General features: G+C 48.8%; 20 protein-coding genes. 5 read left to right on the forward strand and 15 right to left on the reverse strand.

Annotated elements, in window-relative coordinates; translation table 11 throughout:
• Nucleotides 1–2: 2 nt before the first annotated feature.
• On the reverse strand, nucleotides 3–422 hold the full coding sequence (locus tag AC2D8L_RS02740) for a GFA family protein (protein ID WP_484683922.1): 420 nt from the start codon (nucleotides 420–422) through the stop codon (nucleotides 3–5).
• 64 nt (nucleotides 423–486) lie between these two features.
• Here AC2D8L_RS02740 and AC2D8L_RS02745 point away from each other — a divergent pair, with 64 nt between their 5' ends.
• Both AC2D8L_RS02745 and AC2D8L_RS02750 read left to right on the forward strand, forming a co-directional pair.
• Nucleotides 487–1053 (forward strand): GNAT family N-acetyltransferase, encoded by a 567-nt coding sequence (locus AC2D8L_RS02745; RefSeq protein WP_484683923.1) that lies wholly within the window; start codon nucleotides 487–489, stop codon nucleotides 1051–1053.
• 50 nt (nucleotides 1054–1103) lie between these two features.
• A complete protein-coding gene (locus tag AC2D8L_RS02750; protein ID WP_484683924.1) occupies nucleotides 1104–1919 on the forward strand; it encodes an RNA methyltransferase in 816 nt (271 codons plus the stop codon).
• Between the two features lie 30 nt (nucleotides 1920–1949).
• Here AC2D8L_RS02750 and AC2D8L_RS02755 read toward each other — a convergent pair whose 3' ends face one another.
• Genes AC2D8L_RS02755 through AC2D8L_RS02765 form a run of 3 tightly spaced genes read right to left on the reverse strand, consistent with a single transcriptional unit; the run spans nucleotide 1950 to nucleotide 4076 of the window.
• Nucleotides 1950–2843, reverse strand: a complete 894-nt coding sequence (locus AC2D8L_RS02755; RefSeq protein WP_484683925.1) for a hypothetical protein — start codon at nucleotides 2841–2843, stop codon at nucleotides 1950–1952.
• Nucleotides 2840–3724, reverse strand: coding sequence for an ABC transporter ATP-binding protein (locus AC2D8L_RS02760; RefSeq protein ID WP_484683926.1), 885 nt, complete (start codon nucleotides 3722–3724; stop codon nucleotides 2840–2842). Before AC2D8L_RS02760 ends, AC2D8L_RS02755 begins: the two co-directional genes overlap by 4 nt.
• Before the next feature lies 1 nt (nucleotide 3725).
• Nucleotides 3726–4076, reverse strand: a complete 351-nt coding sequence (locus AC2D8L_RS02765; protein WP_484683927.1) for a GntR family transcriptional regulator — start codon at nucleotides 4074–4076, stop codon at nucleotides 3726–3728.
• A gap of 369 nt (nucleotides 4077–4445) precedes the next feature.
• Here AC2D8L_RS02765 and rpsD point away from each other — a divergent pair, with 369 nt between their 5' ends.
• On the forward strand, nucleotides 4446–5063 hold the full coding sequence (gene rpsD, locus AC2D8L_RS02770) for a 30S ribosomal protein S4 (RefSeq protein WP_484683928.1): 618 nt from the start codon (nucleotides 4446–4448) through the stop codon (nucleotides 5061–5063).
• Between the two features lie 82 nt (nucleotides 5064–5145).
• Here the strand turns inward: rpsD and sbmA are convergent, their stop codons facing one another.
• Nucleotides 5146–6342, reverse strand: coding sequence for a peptide antibiotic transporter SbmA (gene sbmA, locus AC2D8L_RS02775; protein WP_484683929.1), 1197 nt, complete (start codon nucleotides 6340–6342; stop codon nucleotides 5146–5148).
• A gap of 276 nt (nucleotides 6343–6618) precedes the next feature.
• On the opposite strand from sbmA, the gene AC2D8L_RS02780 reads away from it, so the two are divergent.
• Nucleotides 6619–6984: a cupin domain-containing protein gene (locus AC2D8L_RS02780; RefSeq protein WP_484683930.1), complete on the forward strand. Its 366-nt coding sequence runs from the start codon at nucleotides 6619–6621 to the stop codon at nucleotides 6982–6984.
• Nucleotides 6985–7024: 40 nt separating this feature from the next.
• Here the strand turns inward: AC2D8L_RS02780 and AC2D8L_RS02785 are convergent, their stop codons facing one another.
• Nucleotides 7025–8248 carry an MFS transporter gene (locus tag AC2D8L_RS02785; RefSeq protein WP_484683931.1) on the reverse strand — a complete coding sequence of 408 codons (1224 nt, stop codon included), beginning with the start codon at nucleotides 8246–8248 and terminating at the stop codon, nucleotides 7025–7027.
• 94 nt (nucleotides 8249–8342) lie between these two features.
• On the reverse strand, nucleotides 8343–9569 hold the full coding sequence (locus AC2D8L_RS02790) for a multidrug effflux MFS transporter (RefSeq protein ID WP_484683932.1): 1227 nt from the start codon (nucleotides 9567–9569) through the stop codon (nucleotides 8343–8345).
• Between the two features lie 254 nt (nucleotides 9570–9823).
• Here AC2D8L_RS02790 and AC2D8L_RS02795 point away from each other — a divergent pair, with 254 nt between their 5' ends.
• Nucleotides 9824–10762 (forward strand): AEC family transporter, encoded by a 939-nt coding sequence (locus tag AC2D8L_RS02795; RefSeq protein ID WP_484683933.1) that lies wholly within the window; start codon nucleotides 9824–9826, stop codon nucleotides 10760–10762.
• On the opposite strand, the gene AC2D8L_RS02800 is transcribed toward AC2D8L_RS02795, so the two are convergent.
• The 8 genes from AC2D8L_RS02800 to purQ all read right to left on the reverse strand — a co-directional run bounded on the left by AC2D8L_RS02800 (nucleotide 10759) and on the right by purQ (nucleotide 17689).
• Nucleotides 10759–11970 (reverse strand): multidrug effflux MFS transporter, encoded by a 1212-nt coding sequence (locus tag AC2D8L_RS02800; RefSeq protein ID WP_484683934.1) that lies wholly within the window; start codon nucleotides 11968–11970, stop codon nucleotides 10759–10761. The two genes, AC2D8L_RS02795 and AC2D8L_RS02800, sit on opposite strands and share 4 nt — an antisense overlap.
• A gap of 80 nt (nucleotides 11971–12050) precedes the next feature.
• Nucleotides 12051–12515 carry a YtoQ family protein gene (locus AC2D8L_RS02805; RefSeq protein WP_484683935.1) on the reverse strand — a complete coding sequence of 155 codons (465 nt, stop codon included), beginning with the start codon at nucleotides 12513–12515 and terminating at the stop codon, nucleotides 12051–12053.
• A 3-nt stretch (nucleotides 12516–12518) separates the two neighbouring features.
• On the reverse strand, nucleotides 12519–12854 hold the full coding sequence (grxD, locus tag AC2D8L_RS02810; RefSeq protein ID WP_484683936.1) for a Grx4 family monothiol glutaredoxin: 336 nt from the start codon (nucleotides 12852–12854) through the stop codon (nucleotides 12519–12521).
• A 116-nt stretch (nucleotides 12855–12970) separates the two neighbouring features.
• Nucleotides 12971–13903: a GNAT family N-acetyltransferase gene (locus tag AC2D8L_RS02815; protein WP_484683937.1), complete on the reverse strand. Its 933-nt coding sequence runs from the start codon at nucleotides 13901–13903 to the stop codon at nucleotides 12971–12973.
• Nucleotides 13900–14523, reverse strand: coding sequence for an HAD-IA family hydrolase (locus AC2D8L_RS02820; RefSeq protein WP_484683938.1), 624 nt, complete (start codon nucleotides 14521–14523; stop codon nucleotides 13900–13902). The genes AC2D8L_RS02815 and AC2D8L_RS02820 overlap by 4 nt, the downstream gene beginning before the upstream one ends.
• 5 nt (nucleotides 14524–14528) lie before the next feature.
• A complete protein-coding gene (locus tag AC2D8L_RS02825) occupies nucleotides 14529–14759 on the reverse strand; it encodes a BolA family protein (RefSeq protein ID WP_484683939.1) in 231 nt (76 codons plus the stop codon).
• A gap of 32 nt (nucleotides 14760–14791) precedes the next feature.
• Nucleotides 14792–16999 carry a phosphoribosylformylglycinamidine synthase subunit PurL gene (gene purL / locus AC2D8L_RS02830; protein WP_484683940.1) on the reverse strand — a complete coding sequence of 736 codons (2208 nt, stop codon included), beginning with the start codon at nucleotides 16997–16999 and terminating at the stop codon, nucleotides 14792–14794.
• The gene (gene purQ / locus AC2D8L_RS02835) at nucleotides 17000–17689 is read right to left on the reverse strand and encodes a phosphoribosylformylglycinamidine synthase subunit PurQ (RefSeq protein ID WP_484683941.1); all 690 of its coding nucleotides are present in this window, start codon (nucleotides 17687–17689) and stop codon (nucleotides 17000–17002) included.
• Between the last annotated feature and the right edge of the window lie 9 nt (nucleotides 17690–17698).

Here is a 17698-nt window from a genome sequence, read left to right on the forward strand (position 1 = left end):
TCCTAATTCTCTTTGTATTTTTGAAATTGAGGCAATTGGGGGTGCACAAAATCCCACGATTGGTGCGAGCGGGCAAAAATCATCGAATTGGGATGGTAAGAGTTGCCCGTGTCGGCCAACAGGCCTGCAGGTAAGAGCTTGTGACCGGGCACCCGCGAGGTGGCGCCAAAAATTGGTGTGCCGCAATTCGGGCAAAAATGGCGTTCAACATTTGCGCCGCTATCCGCGTTCACACAAAAGGACTTGGTTTCGCCCAAAATTTGAGTAATCTCATCGCTATAAAGGGCGAGGGCGGTATGTCCTGTGCCGCTTGCCTTTTGACAGTCTTTGCATGCGCACAACATCGTTGTGCGCGGCTCACCTGAAATTTTGATTTTGACTGCGCCACAAGCGCAAGATGTCTCGATCTCTTGGTCACTCATTTGCTCAGATTGCCGAGCATTTGGTATTGATGCAACATAAAACTGAATTTGGATATCTGAATATATGAATTTGCCGATCCAGCTGCCAATTGAAACTGAACGATTGATCTTGCGCGTGCCAAAGCTAGATGATGTCGACGCATTGATGGAATATAGTCAAGATGAGGATGTTTGTCGGTATTTGCCTTATGAACCCCGTGATCGGGTCGAGATTGAAGCGTCCATGGAGCGGCGCATGGGCTTTACCGAATTCACGCCGGAAGGGCATCCGCTATTTGTGCATGTGGAATTGAAGGACACCGGTGCGATGATTGGTGAGCTCATTCTATTTTCGCGCAATGTGGAAGCACGTCAGGGAGAAATCGGATATGTATTCAACCCCAACCACCAGGGCAAAGGGTATGCATTTGAGGCGGCTTCCGCGCTGATGGATGAAGCGTTCAATCAGGCCAACCTTCATCGGATCGAAGCGAAATGTTCAGCGGCGAATACAGCATCATGGAAATTGATGGAAAAGCTGGGCATGCGACGCGAGGCGCACTTTAAAGAACAGGCAATCTTCAAGGGCGAGTGGGACGAGTTGTTGATTTACGCCATCTTGCAACGAGAATGGCGTGCGAATAGCGCTTGATCTTTTGGTTTGATTGGCCCATTCATCCGGCCAGCAAATGGAGCAGATGAATGGCAGGCACTGACAGCACAAAGGGATTGGACCTGAGACCGGGACCAGCCGTTATTTTGTGCGAACCCCAACTTGGCGAAAATATTGGCACGGCGGCCCGCGCCATGGCGAATTTCGGCTTGTGGGATATGCGGTTGGTCAATCCAAGGGATGGCTGGCCGAGTGAAAAAGCACGATCCGCCGCTGCTAAGGCTAATCACGTCATTGATCGGGTTCAGGTGTTTGACAATGTTGAGGACGCAATTGCTGATTTGACCAGATGTTACGCCACGACCGCCCGCTCGCGAGATATGTTTAAGCCCGTCATTGGCCCAGATGTTGCCGCCGACGAAATGGTTGCGCCGATCAAGCAGGGCGAAAAAGTCGGGATTCTTTTTGGACGAGAGCGCTGGGGGTTGAATAATGACGAAGTTGCGCTTTGCGATAAAATCGTCACCCTGCCTGTTGAGCCCGCATTTGCTTCGCTAAATATCGCTCAGGCGGTTTTGGTGTTGGCTTATGAATGGCGTCGGGCATTTAACGGTTCTGGTGATTTGCCGTTTGGTGGCGATGTGGGACAGCCGGCAACCCGTCAAGATTTGATCGGACTGATGGAACATCTTGAGGGCGCGCTGGACCGAGTGAATTTCTTCAAAACGCCGGGTAAGCGACCATCCATGGTGGCGAATATGAGAGCGATGTTTGCCCGTGCGCAGATGAATATCCAAGAAGTCAGAACATTTCGGGGGGTGGTTGCAGCGTTAGATCGGCGGCATGAGCGCGAAAACCCGAAACGCGATCAATCAAAGTACAAAAAGAAAAAGGACGCCGAATAGGGCGTCCTTTTGGTTTGGTCTGGTTGCTGACTAAGCGTCAGTAATGCGGCGGCGATATTCTGAGGCGAGGTAAACAAAGCCTGCCAACATTGCCACACCGATTGTCATGTGCATCCAATCAATTTGTCCAATTCCATATTGAACCATTTCCCAAGCCGACACAGAACCTGGCGTGAAAATCCACACTTCTGGGTCAATTTCGACAGATTGATCGCCAACCATTTCCAAGCGGAATAGGAGGAACTTTAGGATTTGGCTTTCATAAGTCAGATCGCGAATGTTGATGACGCGTTCAAGCAGCACGGCCAATCCGGGAACGACGAAGAATAGCGGCATGCTCCAGCGTTTGAACAATGTGCCCAAGAATGCTGCCCAGCCAATGATTGGGGCGTACCAGAACAACGCGATCAGAATGTAAACAGCGCCAGCAACGGTGATTTGCATATAGCTATTAAGCGCTTCAATTGGTCCGGGTGCAGAATAGAACGCGGTGATTAGACCAATGACATTGGCAAATATGTAAGCGATAACACCTGTCACCATTATCCATGCGCCAATTGCCAACGGGAGGATTGTGTATCCCGCTAGAGTTTTTGCACTTAGGATCTCTAGGTCCGATTTTGGCATCGATTTCCAAAAGAGCATCGAGTTGTTTCTTCTATCCGCGTGGAACGCATCAGAGAAGTAGAAGAACAAAGCGATGAACAGGTAAAAGCTCCAGGCGATAAATACGCCCATATACATGGCTTCATAGAGTTTGAGGCCAAGTGGCATTTCGTTTTCAACAGCGATCTCGGGTTGATTGAACATCACCGCAACGGCGAGCACAATTGTCACAACTAGAGTAATGATGGCTGGCGCGTAAAGAAAGGCACCACGGTGTTCTAAAAATTCTCGTTTAACGAGTGCGACCCAAGATCTCATATCATTTCTCCTTGGTGAGCGGTCTCGCGTTGCATGAGCGCCACGAATAAGTCTGAAACTGTTGGGATTGTTGTTTGTCCCAATGCGTCGAGTTTTTGTGCGTCAACACCATCAAAAATCAGGATGTTTTGACCGAACTTGCTTTCTTCAAATATTGGTTTGAGCGCTTTGGCCTCTGCCAATTTATCTGGGGTAACCACCAGTTGAACATAGCGTTCGCCCACGTCTTCCATGGGGCTGTCGAGTACCAAATGTCCATCTCGGATGAACATGAGGTCTGTCAGCATGAACTCGATCTCGTCCACTTGGTGAGTTGTGATCAGCAAGGTGCGGTCTTCATTCATATAGTCCTCAAGCAGCCTTTTATAAAAGCGCTTGCGGTAGGTAATGTCCAAGCCAAGTGTTGGCTCGTCCAAAACTAGAAGCCGAGCATCGATCGCCATGACGATAGCAAGGTGCAGCTGAGCGACCATACCTTTTGATAGATTTTTAATCTTTGCGTCAGCGCGGATGTCTGTTCCGTGAAGAAATCCATTAGCCTTCTCCCTTGAAAAATTTGGATGTATCTCATCGAGCATGTTGAAGAGTTCGCGAACGCGGAAAAACCGCGGCAGGCTGGCAACATCCGAGATAAACGCGACCTCGTTCATCAAGTTGGCGCGCTCGGCGTATGGGTTTTTGCCCAAAACACTGACTTCACCTTCGAATTCTGTAAGCCCCAAAATTGCGTTCAATGTTGTAGTTTTACCGGCACCATTATGTCCAATTAGACCAACAATTCGGCCCGGCTGAATTTCAAAATCTAATCCGTGTAGGATTTCTTTTTTGCCAAAGCCTTTACGCAGTCCGTTGGCTTTAACAAGGGGAGTGGAGTTACTCATTTTATGCCCCTTCTTTCAATAATTCTTTGACATCAAGGTCTAGTGCCTTGATTTGAATAACGATGCGCGGCCATTCTTCGGTAAGAAATTTTTCGCGCTCATGTTTTAGCAAGATTTCCCGAGCCCCTTCGGCAACAAACATGCCCAAACCTCTTCTTTTTTCTACGACGCCTAACTCAACAAGAGATTGATAGGCTTTGGTGACAGTTAGTGGGTTGACTGAAAGGTCGGTTGCAATCTGTCGAACAGACGGCAAAGCTTCGTCCTCTTTTGTCGTCTTATTCAAAATCAGCGCACTGATGCGTGTTCTGATTTGAATAAAAATTGGCTGTGATTCATTCCATTGGTTCATGTGTCTCACTCACTTAGTGTGCTACAGTAGTACCACACCAAATCGGAATAGCAATAGAAAAATACAAGATGACGCAAAAAATATTTATTGCGGTCGGTTTTTGACGTAAAAAAAGTCGGCCCAAATACGCTCAAAACACCGAAAATCATTGACTTTGCGGGCAGGGCGGTCTAAATCCGCGCCACTTGATGAATCTTTGGATTGATCAGGGGCACCCGAGACTGTCGGTTTTCATATTGGTCAAAGCGATTTGACCGGCCGGAAACGGTTTGAAGTGTTTTTCGCACAGTCTGTCGGATTTGTTGAATCAAAACTTCAGCAAATCAAAGGAGGGCGCTGTCTTTAAAGAGAAAATGCAAAGGACAAGCGATGACAAAACGCCATTCGCAGAAGTACAAAATTGACCGTCGCCTCGGCGAAAACATTTGGGGTCGTCCAAAGAGCCCAGTAAACCGTCGTGAATATGGCCCAGGTCAGCACGGCCAACGCCGTAAAGGTAAATTGAGCGATTTCGGTCTTCAATTGCGCGCTAAGCAAAAGCTTAAAGGCTATTACGGCAACCTAACCGAAAAATCATTTAAACGCGTATATGGCGAAGCTACTCGTCTTCGCGGTGATACTGGTGAGTTGCTAATTGGTCTATTGGAGCGTCGTTTGGATGCGGTTGTTTACCGTGCCAAATTTGTTGCGACCGTTTTTGCTGCACGTCAATTCGTGAACCACGGCCACATTCTTGTTAACGGCAAAAAGGTGAATATCCCTTCTTACCGTTTGAACATTGGTGATGTTGTTGAAATTCGTGAGAAATCAAAGCAGCTAGCTTTTGTGTTGGAAGCAACACAATTGGCTGAGCGCGATGTGCCTGATTATGTTGATTACAGCCATGAAAAAATGACTGCAACAATCACACGCATCCCAACATTGTCAGATGTGCCATATCCGGTTCAGATGGAACCAAACTTGGTTGTGGAATTCTACTCTCGCTAAGCGAGACGAACATTCACTTAAGAATTTGAAAAGGCCGCCCGATTGGGCGGCCTTTTTGTTTGGCTTCACAACAGCTATTCTTCTATTGTGGCATCGCGGCTTCAAACTTGCGCAAGCGTTGGTAAACTGAAATCAAGCGAATGATTTGAGTCCACGAATTTGCGAGATATTGGAAAGAGTTTTCGACTCTTCCAAATGCGTTGAAGACTTGTTGGAGAATCCCAAAAGTGATTGCACCCGTCACAATTGATGGGCCTAACGCGATCAAAGGTATGAAATTCGCACCCTGCAAATACAGAAAACGCGCAATGTTGAAATACATGTAGTGAAAATACAGACGAAAATAGTTTTTCCGTACTGATCCGAATAGGTCCCTAACCGCTTTGGGTTGCGCGCGTTCTGGATCGTCCTCACCATAAACCAGTTCCTTGCGGTAGGCGGCCTCAACTTTTTGATTATTAAACTCAAGGCCCGGCAATCGAACGCCCACCAGCGCCAAGAGAACTGTGCCGAACGCCGCTGAAACCAGTGCAACCCAGACAAGTGAGCCGTTAACCGGCCCGACAACCGGCAATTCAGTAATCTGTTGTGAAAGGGTCCAAAGGATTGGCAAAAACACCGCTAACGTCATTAGCGAGCCAACCAAATCTGCACCTAAATCTTCCACAGAAGATGCAAACCGCATTGTATCTTCTTGAATACGCTGCGAAGCGCCTTCTACCTCTCTAACGCTTTGCCAGTGTTCCATATAGTAAAAGTTCATTGCCGTACGCCACCTGAAAATGTAATGGCCTGTAAAGAATGCGATGAGTACAGCCACAGCAATGTTTGGCAGAAGGATGAACGCCACGGGAATTAAATCTCCGTAGAACTTATCTATCGACACAGAGCCCGGTTCAGCTAGTGCTTGTTGTATTTGGTTGTAAAAACTTCCATACCAATCGTTGAGATATGCACTCACCTGTACTTGTGCGTAAAGAACCACAAATATTGTGACTGAGCCTGCTACCGCCCACCAATACCATTTGTTCCTTCCGATAAAGAACCAAGGCACGCAAAAGCCATATGAAGCCATTATGATAAATTGGTAGAGCCAAACTTTTTGATTGCTTAAAAATGGCGCCGGGTTGTCCCCTGCATCTGGGGTTAAGAACGGATCAAGGCTCAATATGGCCTGCAATTGGCTGCCCAACGTGTACCAAAGCAGTATGCAAATTGCGGTCCATACGACAGCAGAACCAAAGAATATCTTTGGCATTGGAAAAAATGAACGAAACACGGAACGACTCCCTCATCATAAATGTCTCTCAACTGTCATCATTCCTTCACAATCAATAAGTTGCAAGCTGCTAAACGCAAATGTGAGTAGTTTGGCCAAATCAGTGAATTGCTTGGTTATTTTATGAATTGATAAAATGCTATCCAATTGTTTGTGTTTTCTTCACGTAAATTGTCTAAGTTTGTAACTATTCTCCACAATTTGTGTGGACATTTTGGGTCGTATTTTAAGTCAGACGCCGTAATTGGGTTGTCGCCATGATGTATAGGATTGCAGATGCGAATCGGATTTGATGATCTTTTGAAGCGAATTCCTGGGCCGCCCACGAAGAATTGGCCAGATGGGGTTTTTTTCGCACGCGCATTTGCCAGCGACACTTTATCAGTTCAGCTATACACACCAAAAACCGATGCCTATCCGGTGCCCGCGGGTGTTCACATCATCTATTTGGTCATGCGTGGTCATGGGCAGATGGTGGTTGGAGAGCGTCGACATGATATGAAACCAGGTGACGTTGTGCCCATCGGCGTTGATGTGGCGCACTCATTTGATCAATATACGGACGACTTTGCGACTTATGTGATCTTTTGGCGTTCGTTGGACGATCTAAAAGAAATCAAGATGAAGCAGGCGAAACAGTAAATAGCTGGCTGACATTGTCTAATTCTCAATATCGTTTGATCTACTCAGCAGGAGCCACTGCCTTAAACCGATCCGAGCGTTTTTCGCTAATCGGAATGTGTAAAGCTGTTGCAGCCAATCCCAATAGAATGCCTAAATACCAAACAAGGTCATATGACCCTGTGCGATCAAACACAACGCCACCTAACCAGACGCCGAAGAATGAGCCAACTTGGTGGGACAGGAACGCAAATCCGTAAAGCATGCCCATATATTTGGGGCCGAAGAACCCAGATACGAGTGCTGCGGTTGGTGGAACCGTCGCTAGCCACAATAGGCCAGTGAATGCCGCAAACAGGTAGGCAGAGACTTCGCTCACCGGAATGAGCAGGAAAAGCCCTGTGACGACAACACGCGACAGATAAATCGATGCCAACAGGAACTGTTTTGGCACTTTACCGCCCAAATAGCCCGAAGCCAAAGACCCAACAATGTTAAACAGGCCGATGAGCGCTAGGGCCCAACTGCCTACATCGGGAGACAGCCCGCATTGCACCAGATAGGCAGGCATGTGCACGGTCACAAAGGCGAGATAGAAGCCACATACGAAGAATCCAGCAACAAGCAAACTGTATGAGCGATGCTTGAAAGCTCTGCGCAATGTTTCAACGACCGATAGGTCCTCGGTGTCTTCTTCTGAATGTTCAGTTTTACCCTTTAGTGCAAAAGAAAGGGGAATGATGAGCATTAAAATAGCAGCGAAATAGATCAGGGTGGTTTGCCATCCGAATCCATTGATGAATTGTTGGCCGATTGGGGCGAATACAAATTGCCCAGCGGATGAGGCTGCTGTAGCGATGCCAAACACAAAGCTGCGTTTTTCTGCTGGAACAGCACGACCAAATGCGGCCATGACAACTGCGAACGAGGCCGTGCCGATACCAATGCCTGCAAGGACACCGCCGCCAAGGTAAAGGCTGGCTTCTGTGCCGCCGGTGGCCATTAACAACAAGCCGGAAGCGTAGATCAATGCACCAACGGATAGGGTCTTGGCGGTGCCATATCGATCTGCCATGCCGCCAGCTATTGGCTGCATTAGGCCCCAAACAAGGTTTTGAACAGCCAGTGCAAGGCCGTAAACCTCTCGGCCCCAACCGAATTCGGTCGTTACGGGCAGTGTGAACAGTCCAAACGTGGAGCGTACGCCAAACGAGGCCATGGCAATGATACAGCCAGCAACAATGATAATTGGCAATGCGATCGACGCCGCTGATTTAGTGTTCATTCCCAATTCACCCCTATCGAAAACTATTGCCGCTCAGCTTGCGCCTTGCAAGCGCGAGCGACAAATGAATTTATTTCATTGCCCTATCAGCAAATCATATGGGGTCGTGTTGGGCTTGGAATAAAGTGCCATTTTCTGCGATGAGCACGAACACTAGGCTGACTGCGCCGCACACGAGGTATCCAAGTGCAATAGGCAGAACAGTGCCATCATATGCTTGGCCAATGAAGCTGCCCAACAATGCTCCACCTGCTGTTTGCATGAACCCAAATACTGAAGCTGCGGTGCCTGCGACTTTGCCCAAGGGCTCCATGGCAAGTGAGTTGAAGTTGGTGCCCGTAAGGCCAAACAAGAACATGATTGGAGCTTGCAGCGCGATGAATAGCCAGAGCGGCAAAGCACCAATATAGGCGAAGAAAGCCCAAACCGCGCTCAAGATGACAAACCCGATGAGGGCAGAGTGGGAAAGCAAGCGCATGCCGAAACGGCCCACATATCTGGAGTTGAAAAACGAAGCGCTGGCCATAACGATGGCGATGAACCCAAACGCTACCGGGAACAGCGCGCCCAAGCCATAAAGTTCGCCATAGATTTGCTGGGAGGCGGCGAGAAACCCAAACAGGGCTGCAATTTTGGCCATATTGGCCATGCCGTACATGAGCGCGGGGCGATTGGTGAAAACGATGTGGAATCCTTCAATGATGATACGGGGCTGAAAAGCACGGCGGTTTTCCGGCTTTAACGTTTCTGGCAAACGAATGGCGACCCAAATGAGGGTAACAATAGCGATTACCGCCATTGCCAGATAGATCCATTGCCATGGCCCGACCATGATGACCAATTGCCCGAATGCAGGCGCAAGCACCGGCATCACCATAAAGACCATCATGATCAAAGACATAACTTCGGCCATGGCACGGCCAGCAAAACTGTCACGTACCATAGATAATGCTACAACACGTGTTGCGCCCGCGCCAATGCCCTGAATGACGCGCATTGCGATCATGGCCACAAAACTTTCTGTCATCGCGCCGAGCAGCGCGGCAATGATGTAAATGGTAACCCCAACAAAGAATGTCCGTCGCCGCCCGATGGCGTCGCAAAGTGGACCGAAAAACAGCTGGCTAATGCCGAAACCGATTAGGAAGCTAGTGACAACATATTGCCGATGGTTTTCGCTCTCCACCGCAATTGCTTCTCCAATTTGAGGGAGGGCAGGCAGCATAATGTCAATGGCAAGTGCATTGAGCGCCATAACGAGCGCGGCAAGGGCGATAAATTCATATCGGTTGTTCTGAATGTTTAGCTTAGTAAATTTCATGTAGTCTCCGGTGAGCAAAAATCAGCCGCGCAAAATTCGGCTGTTGAATATAGGCGAAAGCGTTTTGGTGATTGTCGGGGCTGGGATGTAAGGGCTCGGATCCAAGGCGGACATCAAAATTCTTTTTCCAAATAATGTCAGGTGGAAACCAGATTTGCAATAGGTCAAACCAATTGGTTTGACACTAAGAAGAGATCAGCGTAGCGGTGAAAGCCTCGCCTCATTTATGATCTTTCAGCGATCAGGAAAAAAACATGCTTACCGCGTTTGAAAACATTCTTCCGATTTTTGCCATTGTCATGCTTGGGTTTGCCTTGCGAAAGGGTAATTTTGTCGCCGCAGATAAATGGCAAATTGTTGATGAGTTATGTTTCTGGGTGCTGTTTCCTGCATTGATGGTCAGCACAATGCTCAACGCAGATTTCAGCCAAATTGAGTTGGGCGGTGTGGCACTGGTGATGATTTTGGCGGTCGTTATCACATCCGTCGCATTATTGGCACTGCAGCCTTTGTTCGTGAAAATGATGGGTATCAAAAATCCGCAATATACGACTATTTTTCAAACTGTTAGCAGATATCATGGCTTTATCGCATTGGCGATTGTGTTGGAATTGTTTGGTGATGCGGGCGGCGCGGTTATCGCGCTTTCATTCGCAGTGTTGGTGCCAATCAATCAATTCGTCAATATTGTGGTTTTGGTAGTGTTTGGCGATGGCAAAGCTTTCAGCATGAAGCACGTCTTGCTGACGGTATTTAAAAACCCGATCTTCTTGTCAGCGGTTATTGGATTGGTGATCAGCCTGACTGGAATTCCGGTGTGGAAACCAATTGTCACCATGGCTGATTTATTGGGAAAGGCTGCATTGGGGTTAAGCCTGTTGGCGCTTGGCGCTGGACTTAGTTTGAAGGCGGCCTTGAGTCCAAGCAAGGAAATGTGGATTGCGGTGATTGGCCGTCTGTTCGGTGTGCCGATTTTGATGGCAGGTCTGTGTTTGATATTCGGCGTCAATGGGATTTCTGCGCAGGTGTTGCTTATTTTGGCAGCGGTGCCCGCGGCAATGAACGGTTATGTATTGGCCAAGAAAATGGGCGGCGACGCAGAACTATATGCAGCGACTTTGACCGTTCAAACGGTTGTTTCGTTTCTGACGGTGCCCGTCGTTATTTGGATTGGCAGCGTCTATTTCGTTTAAGAAGTTGGTTCTTGTGGTTGTGCTGATTTTGCCAATTGCATCAATGAAAGTGATATGAGACCGCAAACAACAAAGCCCAGACAAACTGGCAAGATGCTGCCATCGTAGAAATAGCCAATGCCGGCGCCCACGAGTGCGCCGCCCGCGGTCTGGAAAAAGCCGATCGTTGATGATGCGGTGCCTGCAATTTTTCCCAATGGCTGCATGGCCGATGTTATTTGGTTGGTGCCTGCAAAGCCAAAGCACAACATGATCGGTTGATGAAGACCAACAAATAGCCAAAGTGGAAGCGTGGTCATTTGCCAAGCTGCAACGGCCCAAATCGAAGCGAGAATGACAAAACCGCAATTGGCAACGAATGCGATCCGCTCGGGCCCAAATCTTCCCACCAGTCGTGAGTTGACTAATGATGCGACAGCTAAGTTTGACGCTGTCAGCGCAATCATGAGCGGGTAAATTGGCCCTAGATTGTAGATATCAAGATAGATTAGCGGTGAAATACCAAGGAAACCCAACAGGGTGCCTAGCAAGAACATGTTGGCCAATGTCAACGCGATCGAATATTTGGTTCGAAGCACAAGGCCAAAATTTTTCATTATCGGTTTGAAGGAAAATGGACTTCTTTGGGCAATGGGTAGTGTTTCAGGCAGTCGAATATAGGCCCAAATAAACGTTACAACCGCCATGAATGCCATAAACAAAAAGGTAAAATGCCAAGTGGTGATGAGGATAATCGCCTGCCCAATACTGGGCGCAAGAATTGGCATAGCCATAAAAATCATCATGATCAGCGACATGATCTGCGCCATGGCGCGGCCTTCAAAACTATCGCGAACAATAGCGGTCGCAATCACGCGTGATGCGCCAGCGCCCAACCCTTGGATGAAACGCAGCGCCAACAACCACGTAAAGTCAGGTGACCATGGGGCAAAAGCAACTGGGATCATGAATAGAACAGTGCCGATAAGAACAGTTCTGCGGCGTCCAATTGAATCAGATAGCGGCCCGTAAAACAGTTGGCTTACACCAAAGCCCGCCAAATAGAGCGTGAGCACTAGTTGCTGATCATTTTCGCTCGCGGCACCTAACTCATGGCCGATTATCGGCAATGCCGGCAGCATTATATCAATGGCAACAGCATTAAGGGCCATCAATAGAGCGACAAGAATTATGAACTCAACTTTGTTGGTCTTCGGATTTATGTGCATGGCAGAGTGCCTAGAGGAGGGATGCGTGCACAGTGCGATAGAGCCGGGCTTGATGCAAGCCCGGCAGACGCAAATTCGAGTTATTTTTTTGGCATGTCGCCATTGATGACATAGGCAAGAATTTCAACAGCTTGCTGAGGCGTTTCGATGACGGCCAAGGCTGCCGCATCGACTTCCTTTAGTGCATGTTGGTGGTCTTCGCCATGCATAACAACCAGCGGTGTGCCGTTGGCTGCGGCAAAGCCAGCATCAAACGCAGCATTCCACTGTTTGTATTTGTCGCCAAAGCGTACAATCACCAGATCAGCTTCTTCGATCAGCGTTCTCGTGCGGATGGCATTTAATTTTGCGCCTTTATGGTCGTGCCAGAACTTTTTGTCTTCAGCACCCATAATCGCCACGCCACCATCATCACTATCGGCGTGATTGGTGTTTGGCGATGTAAACGCAACTGGAAGGCCAGCGGCTTGTGAGCTGGCCTCAATGGTTTCACGCCAATCAGAGTGGATTTCGCCTGAAAGATAAACGGTCCAATGACGGCTCATCGTTTAGCTCGCTTCTTTAACGGCAATGCCGTTTGACGTCAGGTGAGTTTGCAATTCGCCCGCTTGGAACATCTCGCGGATAATGTCGCAGCCGCCAACAAACTCGCCTTTTACGTAAAGCTGCGGGATGGTTGGCCAATTTGTGTATGTTTTAATGCCGTCGCGCAATTCGTCGCTTTCAAGCACGTTTGCGCTGGCATATTCAACGCCAAGATAGTTCATGATTTGAACGACTTGACCGGAAAAACCGCACTGCGGAAAATCTGGAGAGCCTTTCATGAACAAAAACACATCGTTGTTTTTGACTTGCTCGTCGATGAATGCGTTGATGTCGGTCATAATGTAAGTCCTTTGGTCCGCAGTTCTGGCCGGGAGAGGCCAGACATCAAATGTGACACGTTAAACGTGATACGTTAAACGTGACAGTGTTTATCCACTATTTAGGATATTGGCGCTCAATTGTCGAGAATGGTAATTTCACCTTTTGATGATCGTTCAACCAGCCGCTCAATATATGCATCAATAGACTGTGGTGAATAATCTAGGAGCTCGCCGATGCGCCGCTCTTGTTTTAGATCAAAGCCAGGCTCACTTTGTGCATAGTGTGCAGCGATTTCGTCCATCAATTGAGTTAAACGATCTTCTTCGCCGGGCAGAAAGTAGAAAGCGGGTTCTGGCCAGATTATGTTTGGTGGTAAATGTTCGTTTTCTAAAAGGTAGATGTTTCGTGTCCAGTCGTGCCAGACGTAACGCTGTATCGTGCCATCTTCGACATATGGCGCAAACGACTCCACTGGGTCCATATCTGGAAACCAGGTAAGGCGTTTTTCGCCCTTAAGCATCAGTTCCAACTCGCGTCCTTCGTGCGGCCCGTCCTCTTCGGAAATCTCGATCTTTTCCGTTTCCATATCAAATACCGGCATGGTGCCACCGCCACGTGTGTCGGCTAAGCGTTCGCCAGTCACTGAAAACCCTCGATTTTCATAAAATTGCACGGCAGGAGCACTGGATTCTAGAATAAGTTTTTCGGGCCGCGATTGGATGAGGTTCGCAATGGCGCGGGACATCAGGCGACTGGCAATGTTTTTACCTTGGTGATCAGGGTCAACAAATAGGCCGTAAAGTTCATTGTTGCGATAACCGCAAAAGGCTAATGGCTTGTCATCTTCGTCTACCGCGACGGTGAATATCTCGCCCTTTTTTGCGCTTTCGGTATAGCCCTCAGCCGTTAGTCCGTGTGCCCATTGCTCACGCTGTGTTTGGTTGAGGAATTCATCGCTGACGGCGAGTATTGCGCGGCGATGAATGTCGGCCATGGCAGAACTATCTTCTTCGTCCCAAGGGCGGATGATCACGCCATTGTCCCACGGGTTCATGACGTGTTTCATGACAATTGTTCTTTGATCCAAGGATGGTTGAAGAAATCGGCTTCGTTCAAAAACAACGCGCTATCCCAACCATGCGCATTTCCTGCATCGACGTTCTTTTGCGCATCATCGAAGAAAAGTGGTTTCTGGGATTGTGGCCCTAAAAGCGCGTTCACCTTTTCAAAGAACTCAGCGTCGGGCTTCGCGCAACCTAGTCGTGCGGCATAAAAGATATCGTCGAAAATATGGCTTAAGCGTAACTCTTTCCAAAGATGGTAGGCGCGCAAATGTTCTTGATTGGTGGCCAAATAGACTTTGGCAGCGCCGCTTCGTTGAAGGCGCTTAATGCCATCCAGCAGTTGGAAATTTACGGGCGTGTCATTTTCGAACCAATAGGCGAGAAAATCCAAGCTGTTTACCTTGGCGCCGATTGTGGGCAAAAACGCATCGAGCGCAGCAACAATGGACTTCCGGCCGCGCACAATTTCATGAAAGTCTTTGCGGAAGAATTGGTTGAAGTCGTCGCGCTTTATGCCGAAGTCCATCTCGATATGCTCGCTCCAATTACGGCAACGAGCCGGATCAGGGTGAAACATCGAGTGGATGAGCACCCCATCCACATCGAATAAAACGGTGCGCACCGAAACTATTCCGGTGCGTTTGTTTTAAGCGCAAGGGCGTGCAGTGAACCATCGTCTAGCACAGCCTTAAGGGCCGCGTTGACCATTTGGTGTTGTTGAACGCGTGTTTTGCCAGCAAAAGCTTCTGCGACGACAGTGGCCGTGTAGTGGTGGCCGTCATCTGTTTCGGCACGTACATCAGCGCCCGGAATAGCTTCAGTGATCAAACGTTCAATTTCTGCGGTACCAATAGACATATCTTATGCCAATTCCTTTTGGTTTCGTCCGGCTATTGTGCTGCTTCCGCTGTCATATAGTCAGGGAACCAGCTTTCATGGGCCGCACGCATATTATCAACTTTCAGGCTAACAACATCACTAACAACGAACATATCGCCGCCAACTGTTCCAAGCTTGGTAATTGTTACGCCAAGCTTAGCGCCGTTTGCCAGAATTGAGTCGATATTATCAGGTTTTGCCGTGATGCAATAGCGGGCTTGGTCTTCACCGAACAGATTTTCTAGGCTGGTGCCGATGTTCACATTAGCGCCAATATTTCCAGCGATTGCCATCTCGGCGAGTGCAACAACCAAACCGCCATCTGAAACGTCATGGGACGCTGTCAGCAATTCATCATCGATAAGACCACGGACAAATGTGCCGTTCTTTGCTTCTTCGTCCAAGTCAACTTTTGGCGCATCGCCTTCAACCCGATCAAGACAATCGCGAAGCAATGCAGACTGACCAAGGTGAGTGCCATTTTCACCAATCAAAAGAATCACATCGCCTTCATTCTTGAAGTTTTGAGTCATCATTTTTGACCAATCGGCCATCAAACCAACGCCGCCAATGGCTGGTGTAGGCAAAATGCCTATGCCATTGGTTTCATTGTATAATGACACATTTCCGGAAACGATTGGGAAGTCGAGGGCACGGCAAGCATCGCCAATACCAAGGATGGATTGGGCGAACTGTTCCATGATTTCTGGCTTCTCAGGATTGCCGAAATTTAAGTTATCAGTTGACGCCAATGGTAGGGCTCCAACGGCAGATAGGTTGCGCCAACATTCAGCAACGGCTTGCTTGCCGCCTTCGCGTGGATTGGCTTCGCAATAGCGTGGGGTCACGTCCACAGAAAAGGCCAGGGCCTTTTTTCCATCAGCGCCTGCAACGCGCACAACACCAGCATCACCGCCCGGAATTTGCACTGAATTGCCTTGGATCAGCGTATCATATTGCTCCCAAACCCAACGGCGTGATGCGCCATTGGCGTTGCCAATGAGGGTGAGGAGTGATTTTTCAATATCTAGATCAGCAGGGATATCGCCAAGCGGTGAAGGTGCTGGATATTCAGTCCGCGGACGATCATATTCCGGTGCTTCGTCGCCAAGATCTTTAATCGGCAGGTTCGCAACTTCAATACCGTTATGGATGCAACGGAAACGCAAATCGTCAGTTGTTTTGCCAACGATGGCGAAGTCCAACTCCCACTTGGTGAAAACAGCTTTCGCAACATCTTCTTTTGATGGATCAAGCACCATGAGCATACGTTCTTGGCTTTCAGACAACATCATCTCATATGGTGTCATGTTCTCTTCGCGAGTCGGCACATCGTTGAGGTTAAGTTCAACGCCGAGATTACCCTGTGCGCCCATTTCTACCGCGGAACAAGTGAGGCCAGCTGCGCCCATATCTTGAATGGCAATCACCGCGCCGGTGTCCATCAGTTCAAGGCAGGCTTCAAGCAAGCATTTCTCGGTGAATGGATCACCCACTTGCACGGTTGGACGTTTCTCATCAATGTCATCGCCAAATTCGGCTGACGCCATAGTTGCGCCACCAACACCATCACGACCTGTTTTGGCGCCCAGATAAACGATTGGGAGCCCAACGCCTTTTGCGGCGCATAGGAAGATTTTGTCCGTATCAAGTAGGCCTGCCGCAAATGCATTGACCAAAATGTTGCCATTGTAGCGTGGATCAAATTCAACCTCGCCACCAACGGTTGGCACACCGAACGAGTTGCCGTAGCCGCCAACACCTTCAACAACGCCAGAAACAAGATGGCGCGTTTTTTCGTGCTCAGGTGCGCCAAAACGCAACGCGTTCATTGCAGCGATCGGGCGCGCGCCCATGGTGAACACGTCGCGCAAAATGCCGCCAACGCCAGTGGCTGCACCTTGATAGGGCTCAATGTAGGATGGGTGGTTGTGGCTTTCCATTTTGAACACCACCGCTTGGCCATCGCCAATGTCCACAACGCCTGCATTTTCGCCCGGCCCGTGGATCACGCGTTCGCCTTCAGTTGGCAGTGTTTTGAGCCAAAGTTTTGAGGATTTATACGAACAGTGCTCGTTCCACATGGCGGAGAAAATGCCAAGCTCTGTATAAGTCGGTTCGCGACCAATCAGCTCCAGAATTTTGGCATATTCTTCATCATTGATACCGTGTTCTGTGATGAGGTCTTTGGTGATTTCAATGGTTTGATTTTTCAACATTTACGCCACCGCTTTTACAAGGCTGTCAAAGATGTAGCGGCCTTCAAGACCGCCATGGGCTTTTTCGATCAGGTTTTCCGGGTGCGGCATCATGCCGAGCACATTGCCGCGTTCGTTCATCACGCCTGCAATATTGTCGATGGAGCCGTTTGGATTGGCTGCAACATCTGTGTTGCCGTCGGCATCGCAATAGCGGAAGGCGATCCGGTCTTGGTCCTGAAGCTGTTTCAAACCGTCTGGGTCAATTGTGTAATTGCCATCATGGTGAGCAATTGGGCAGGGAACCACCGGGTTGTCGGCATATTGATTGGTGAAGGCGCTGGTGGTGTTTTCGGCTTTCAAATGCACCGTTTTACATAAGAATTTCAGGTCGCGATTGCGCATTAGAGCACCGGGTAACAAACCGGCTTCCGTGAGGATTTGAAATCCGTTGCAAACACCCAATGTTAAGCCGCCAGCGTCAGCATGTTTCTTAACTGCGGCGAGGGCGGGTGAACGTGCTGCAATGGCCCCGGCGCGTAAATAATCGCCATAGGAAAATCCACCCGGTACGACCACCAGATCAACTTTTGGAATGTCAGCGTCGGCATGCCAGATAGCGTGAGGCTTGGTGCCAGTGATGTTTTCAAGTGCGGTGAGCATGTCGCGGTCGCGGTTTAGACCGGGAAAGAGAATCACAGCTGATTTCATGTTCAGTCC

The organism is Maritalea sp. YIW29 (assembly GCF_057219265.1).

Excerpts from the sequence above, each read along its gene's own strand:
- AC2D8L_RS02765 (WP_484683927.1), bottom strand. The coding sequence starts at position 4,076 with ATGAACCAATGGAATGAATCACAGCCAATTTTTATTCAAATCAGAACA.
- AC2D8L_RS02795 (WP_484683933.1), top strand. The coding sequence starts at position 9,824 with ATGCTTACCGCGTTTGAAAACATTCTTCCGATTTTTGCCATTGTCATG.
- AC2D8L_RS02760 (WP_484683926.1), bottom strand. The coding sequence starts at position 3,724 with ATGAGTAACTCCACTCCCCTTGTTAAAGCCAACGGACTGCGTAAAGGC.
- AC2D8L_RS02800 (WP_484683934.1), bottom strand. The coding sequence starts at position 11,970 with ATGCACATAAATCCGAAGACCAACAAAGTTGAGTTCATAATTCTTGTC.
- AC2D8L_RS02815 (WP_484683937.1), bottom strand. The coding sequence starts at position 13,903 with ATGAAACACGTCATGAACCCGTGGGACAATGGCGTGATCATCCGCCCT.
- AC2D8L_RS02790 (WP_484683932.1), bottom strand. The coding sequence starts at position 9,569 with ATGAAATTTACTAAGCTAAACATTCAGAACAACCGATATGAATTTATC.
- AC2D8L_RS02755 (WP_484683925.1), bottom strand. The coding sequence starts at position 2,843 with ATGAGATCTTGGGTCGCACTCGTTAAACGAGAATTTTTAGAACACCGT.
- grxD (WP_484683936.1), bottom strand. The coding sequence starts at position 12,854 with ATGACCGACATCAACGCATTCATCGACGAGCAAGTCAAAAACAACGAT.
- AC2D8L_RS02805 (WP_484683935.1), bottom strand. The coding sequence starts at position 12,515 with ATGAGCCGTCATTGGACCGTTTATCTTTCAGGCGAAATCCACTCTGAT.
- AC2D8L_RS02780 (WP_484683930.1), top strand. The coding sequence starts at position 6,619 with ATGCGAATCGGATTTGATGATCTTTTGAAGCGAATTCCTGGGCCGCCC.
- purL (WP_484683940.1), bottom strand. The coding sequence starts at position 16,999 with ATGTTGAAAAATCAAACCATTGAAATCACCAAAGACCTCATCACAGAA.
- purQ (WP_484683941.1), bottom strand. The coding sequence starts at position 17,689 with ATGAAATCAGCTGTGATTCTCTTTCCCGGTCTAAACCGCGACCGCGAC.
- rpsD (WP_484683928.1), top strand. The coding sequence starts at position 4,446 with ATGACAAAACGCCATTCGCAGAAGTACAAAATTGACCGTCGCCTCGGC.
- AC2D8L_RS02745 (WP_484683923.1), top strand. The coding sequence starts at position 487 with ATGAATTTGCCGATCCAGCTGCCAATTGAAACTGAACGATTGATCTTG.
- AC2D8L_RS02750 (WP_484683924.1), top strand. The coding sequence starts at position 1,104 with ATGGCAGGCACTGACAGCACAAAGGGATTGGACCTGAGACCGGGACCA.
- AC2D8L_RS02825 (WP_484683939.1), bottom strand. The coding sequence starts at position 14,759 with ATGTCTATTGGTACCGCAGAAATTGAACGTTTGATCACTGAAGCTATT.
- AC2D8L_RS02785 (WP_484683931.1), bottom strand. The coding sequence starts at position 8,248 with ATGAACACTAAATCAGCGGCGTCGATCGCATTGCCAATTATCATTGTT.
- AC2D8L_RS02740 (WP_484683922.1), bottom strand. The coding sequence starts at position 422 with ATGAGTGACCAAGAGATCGAGACATCTTGCGCTTGTGGCGCAGTCAAA.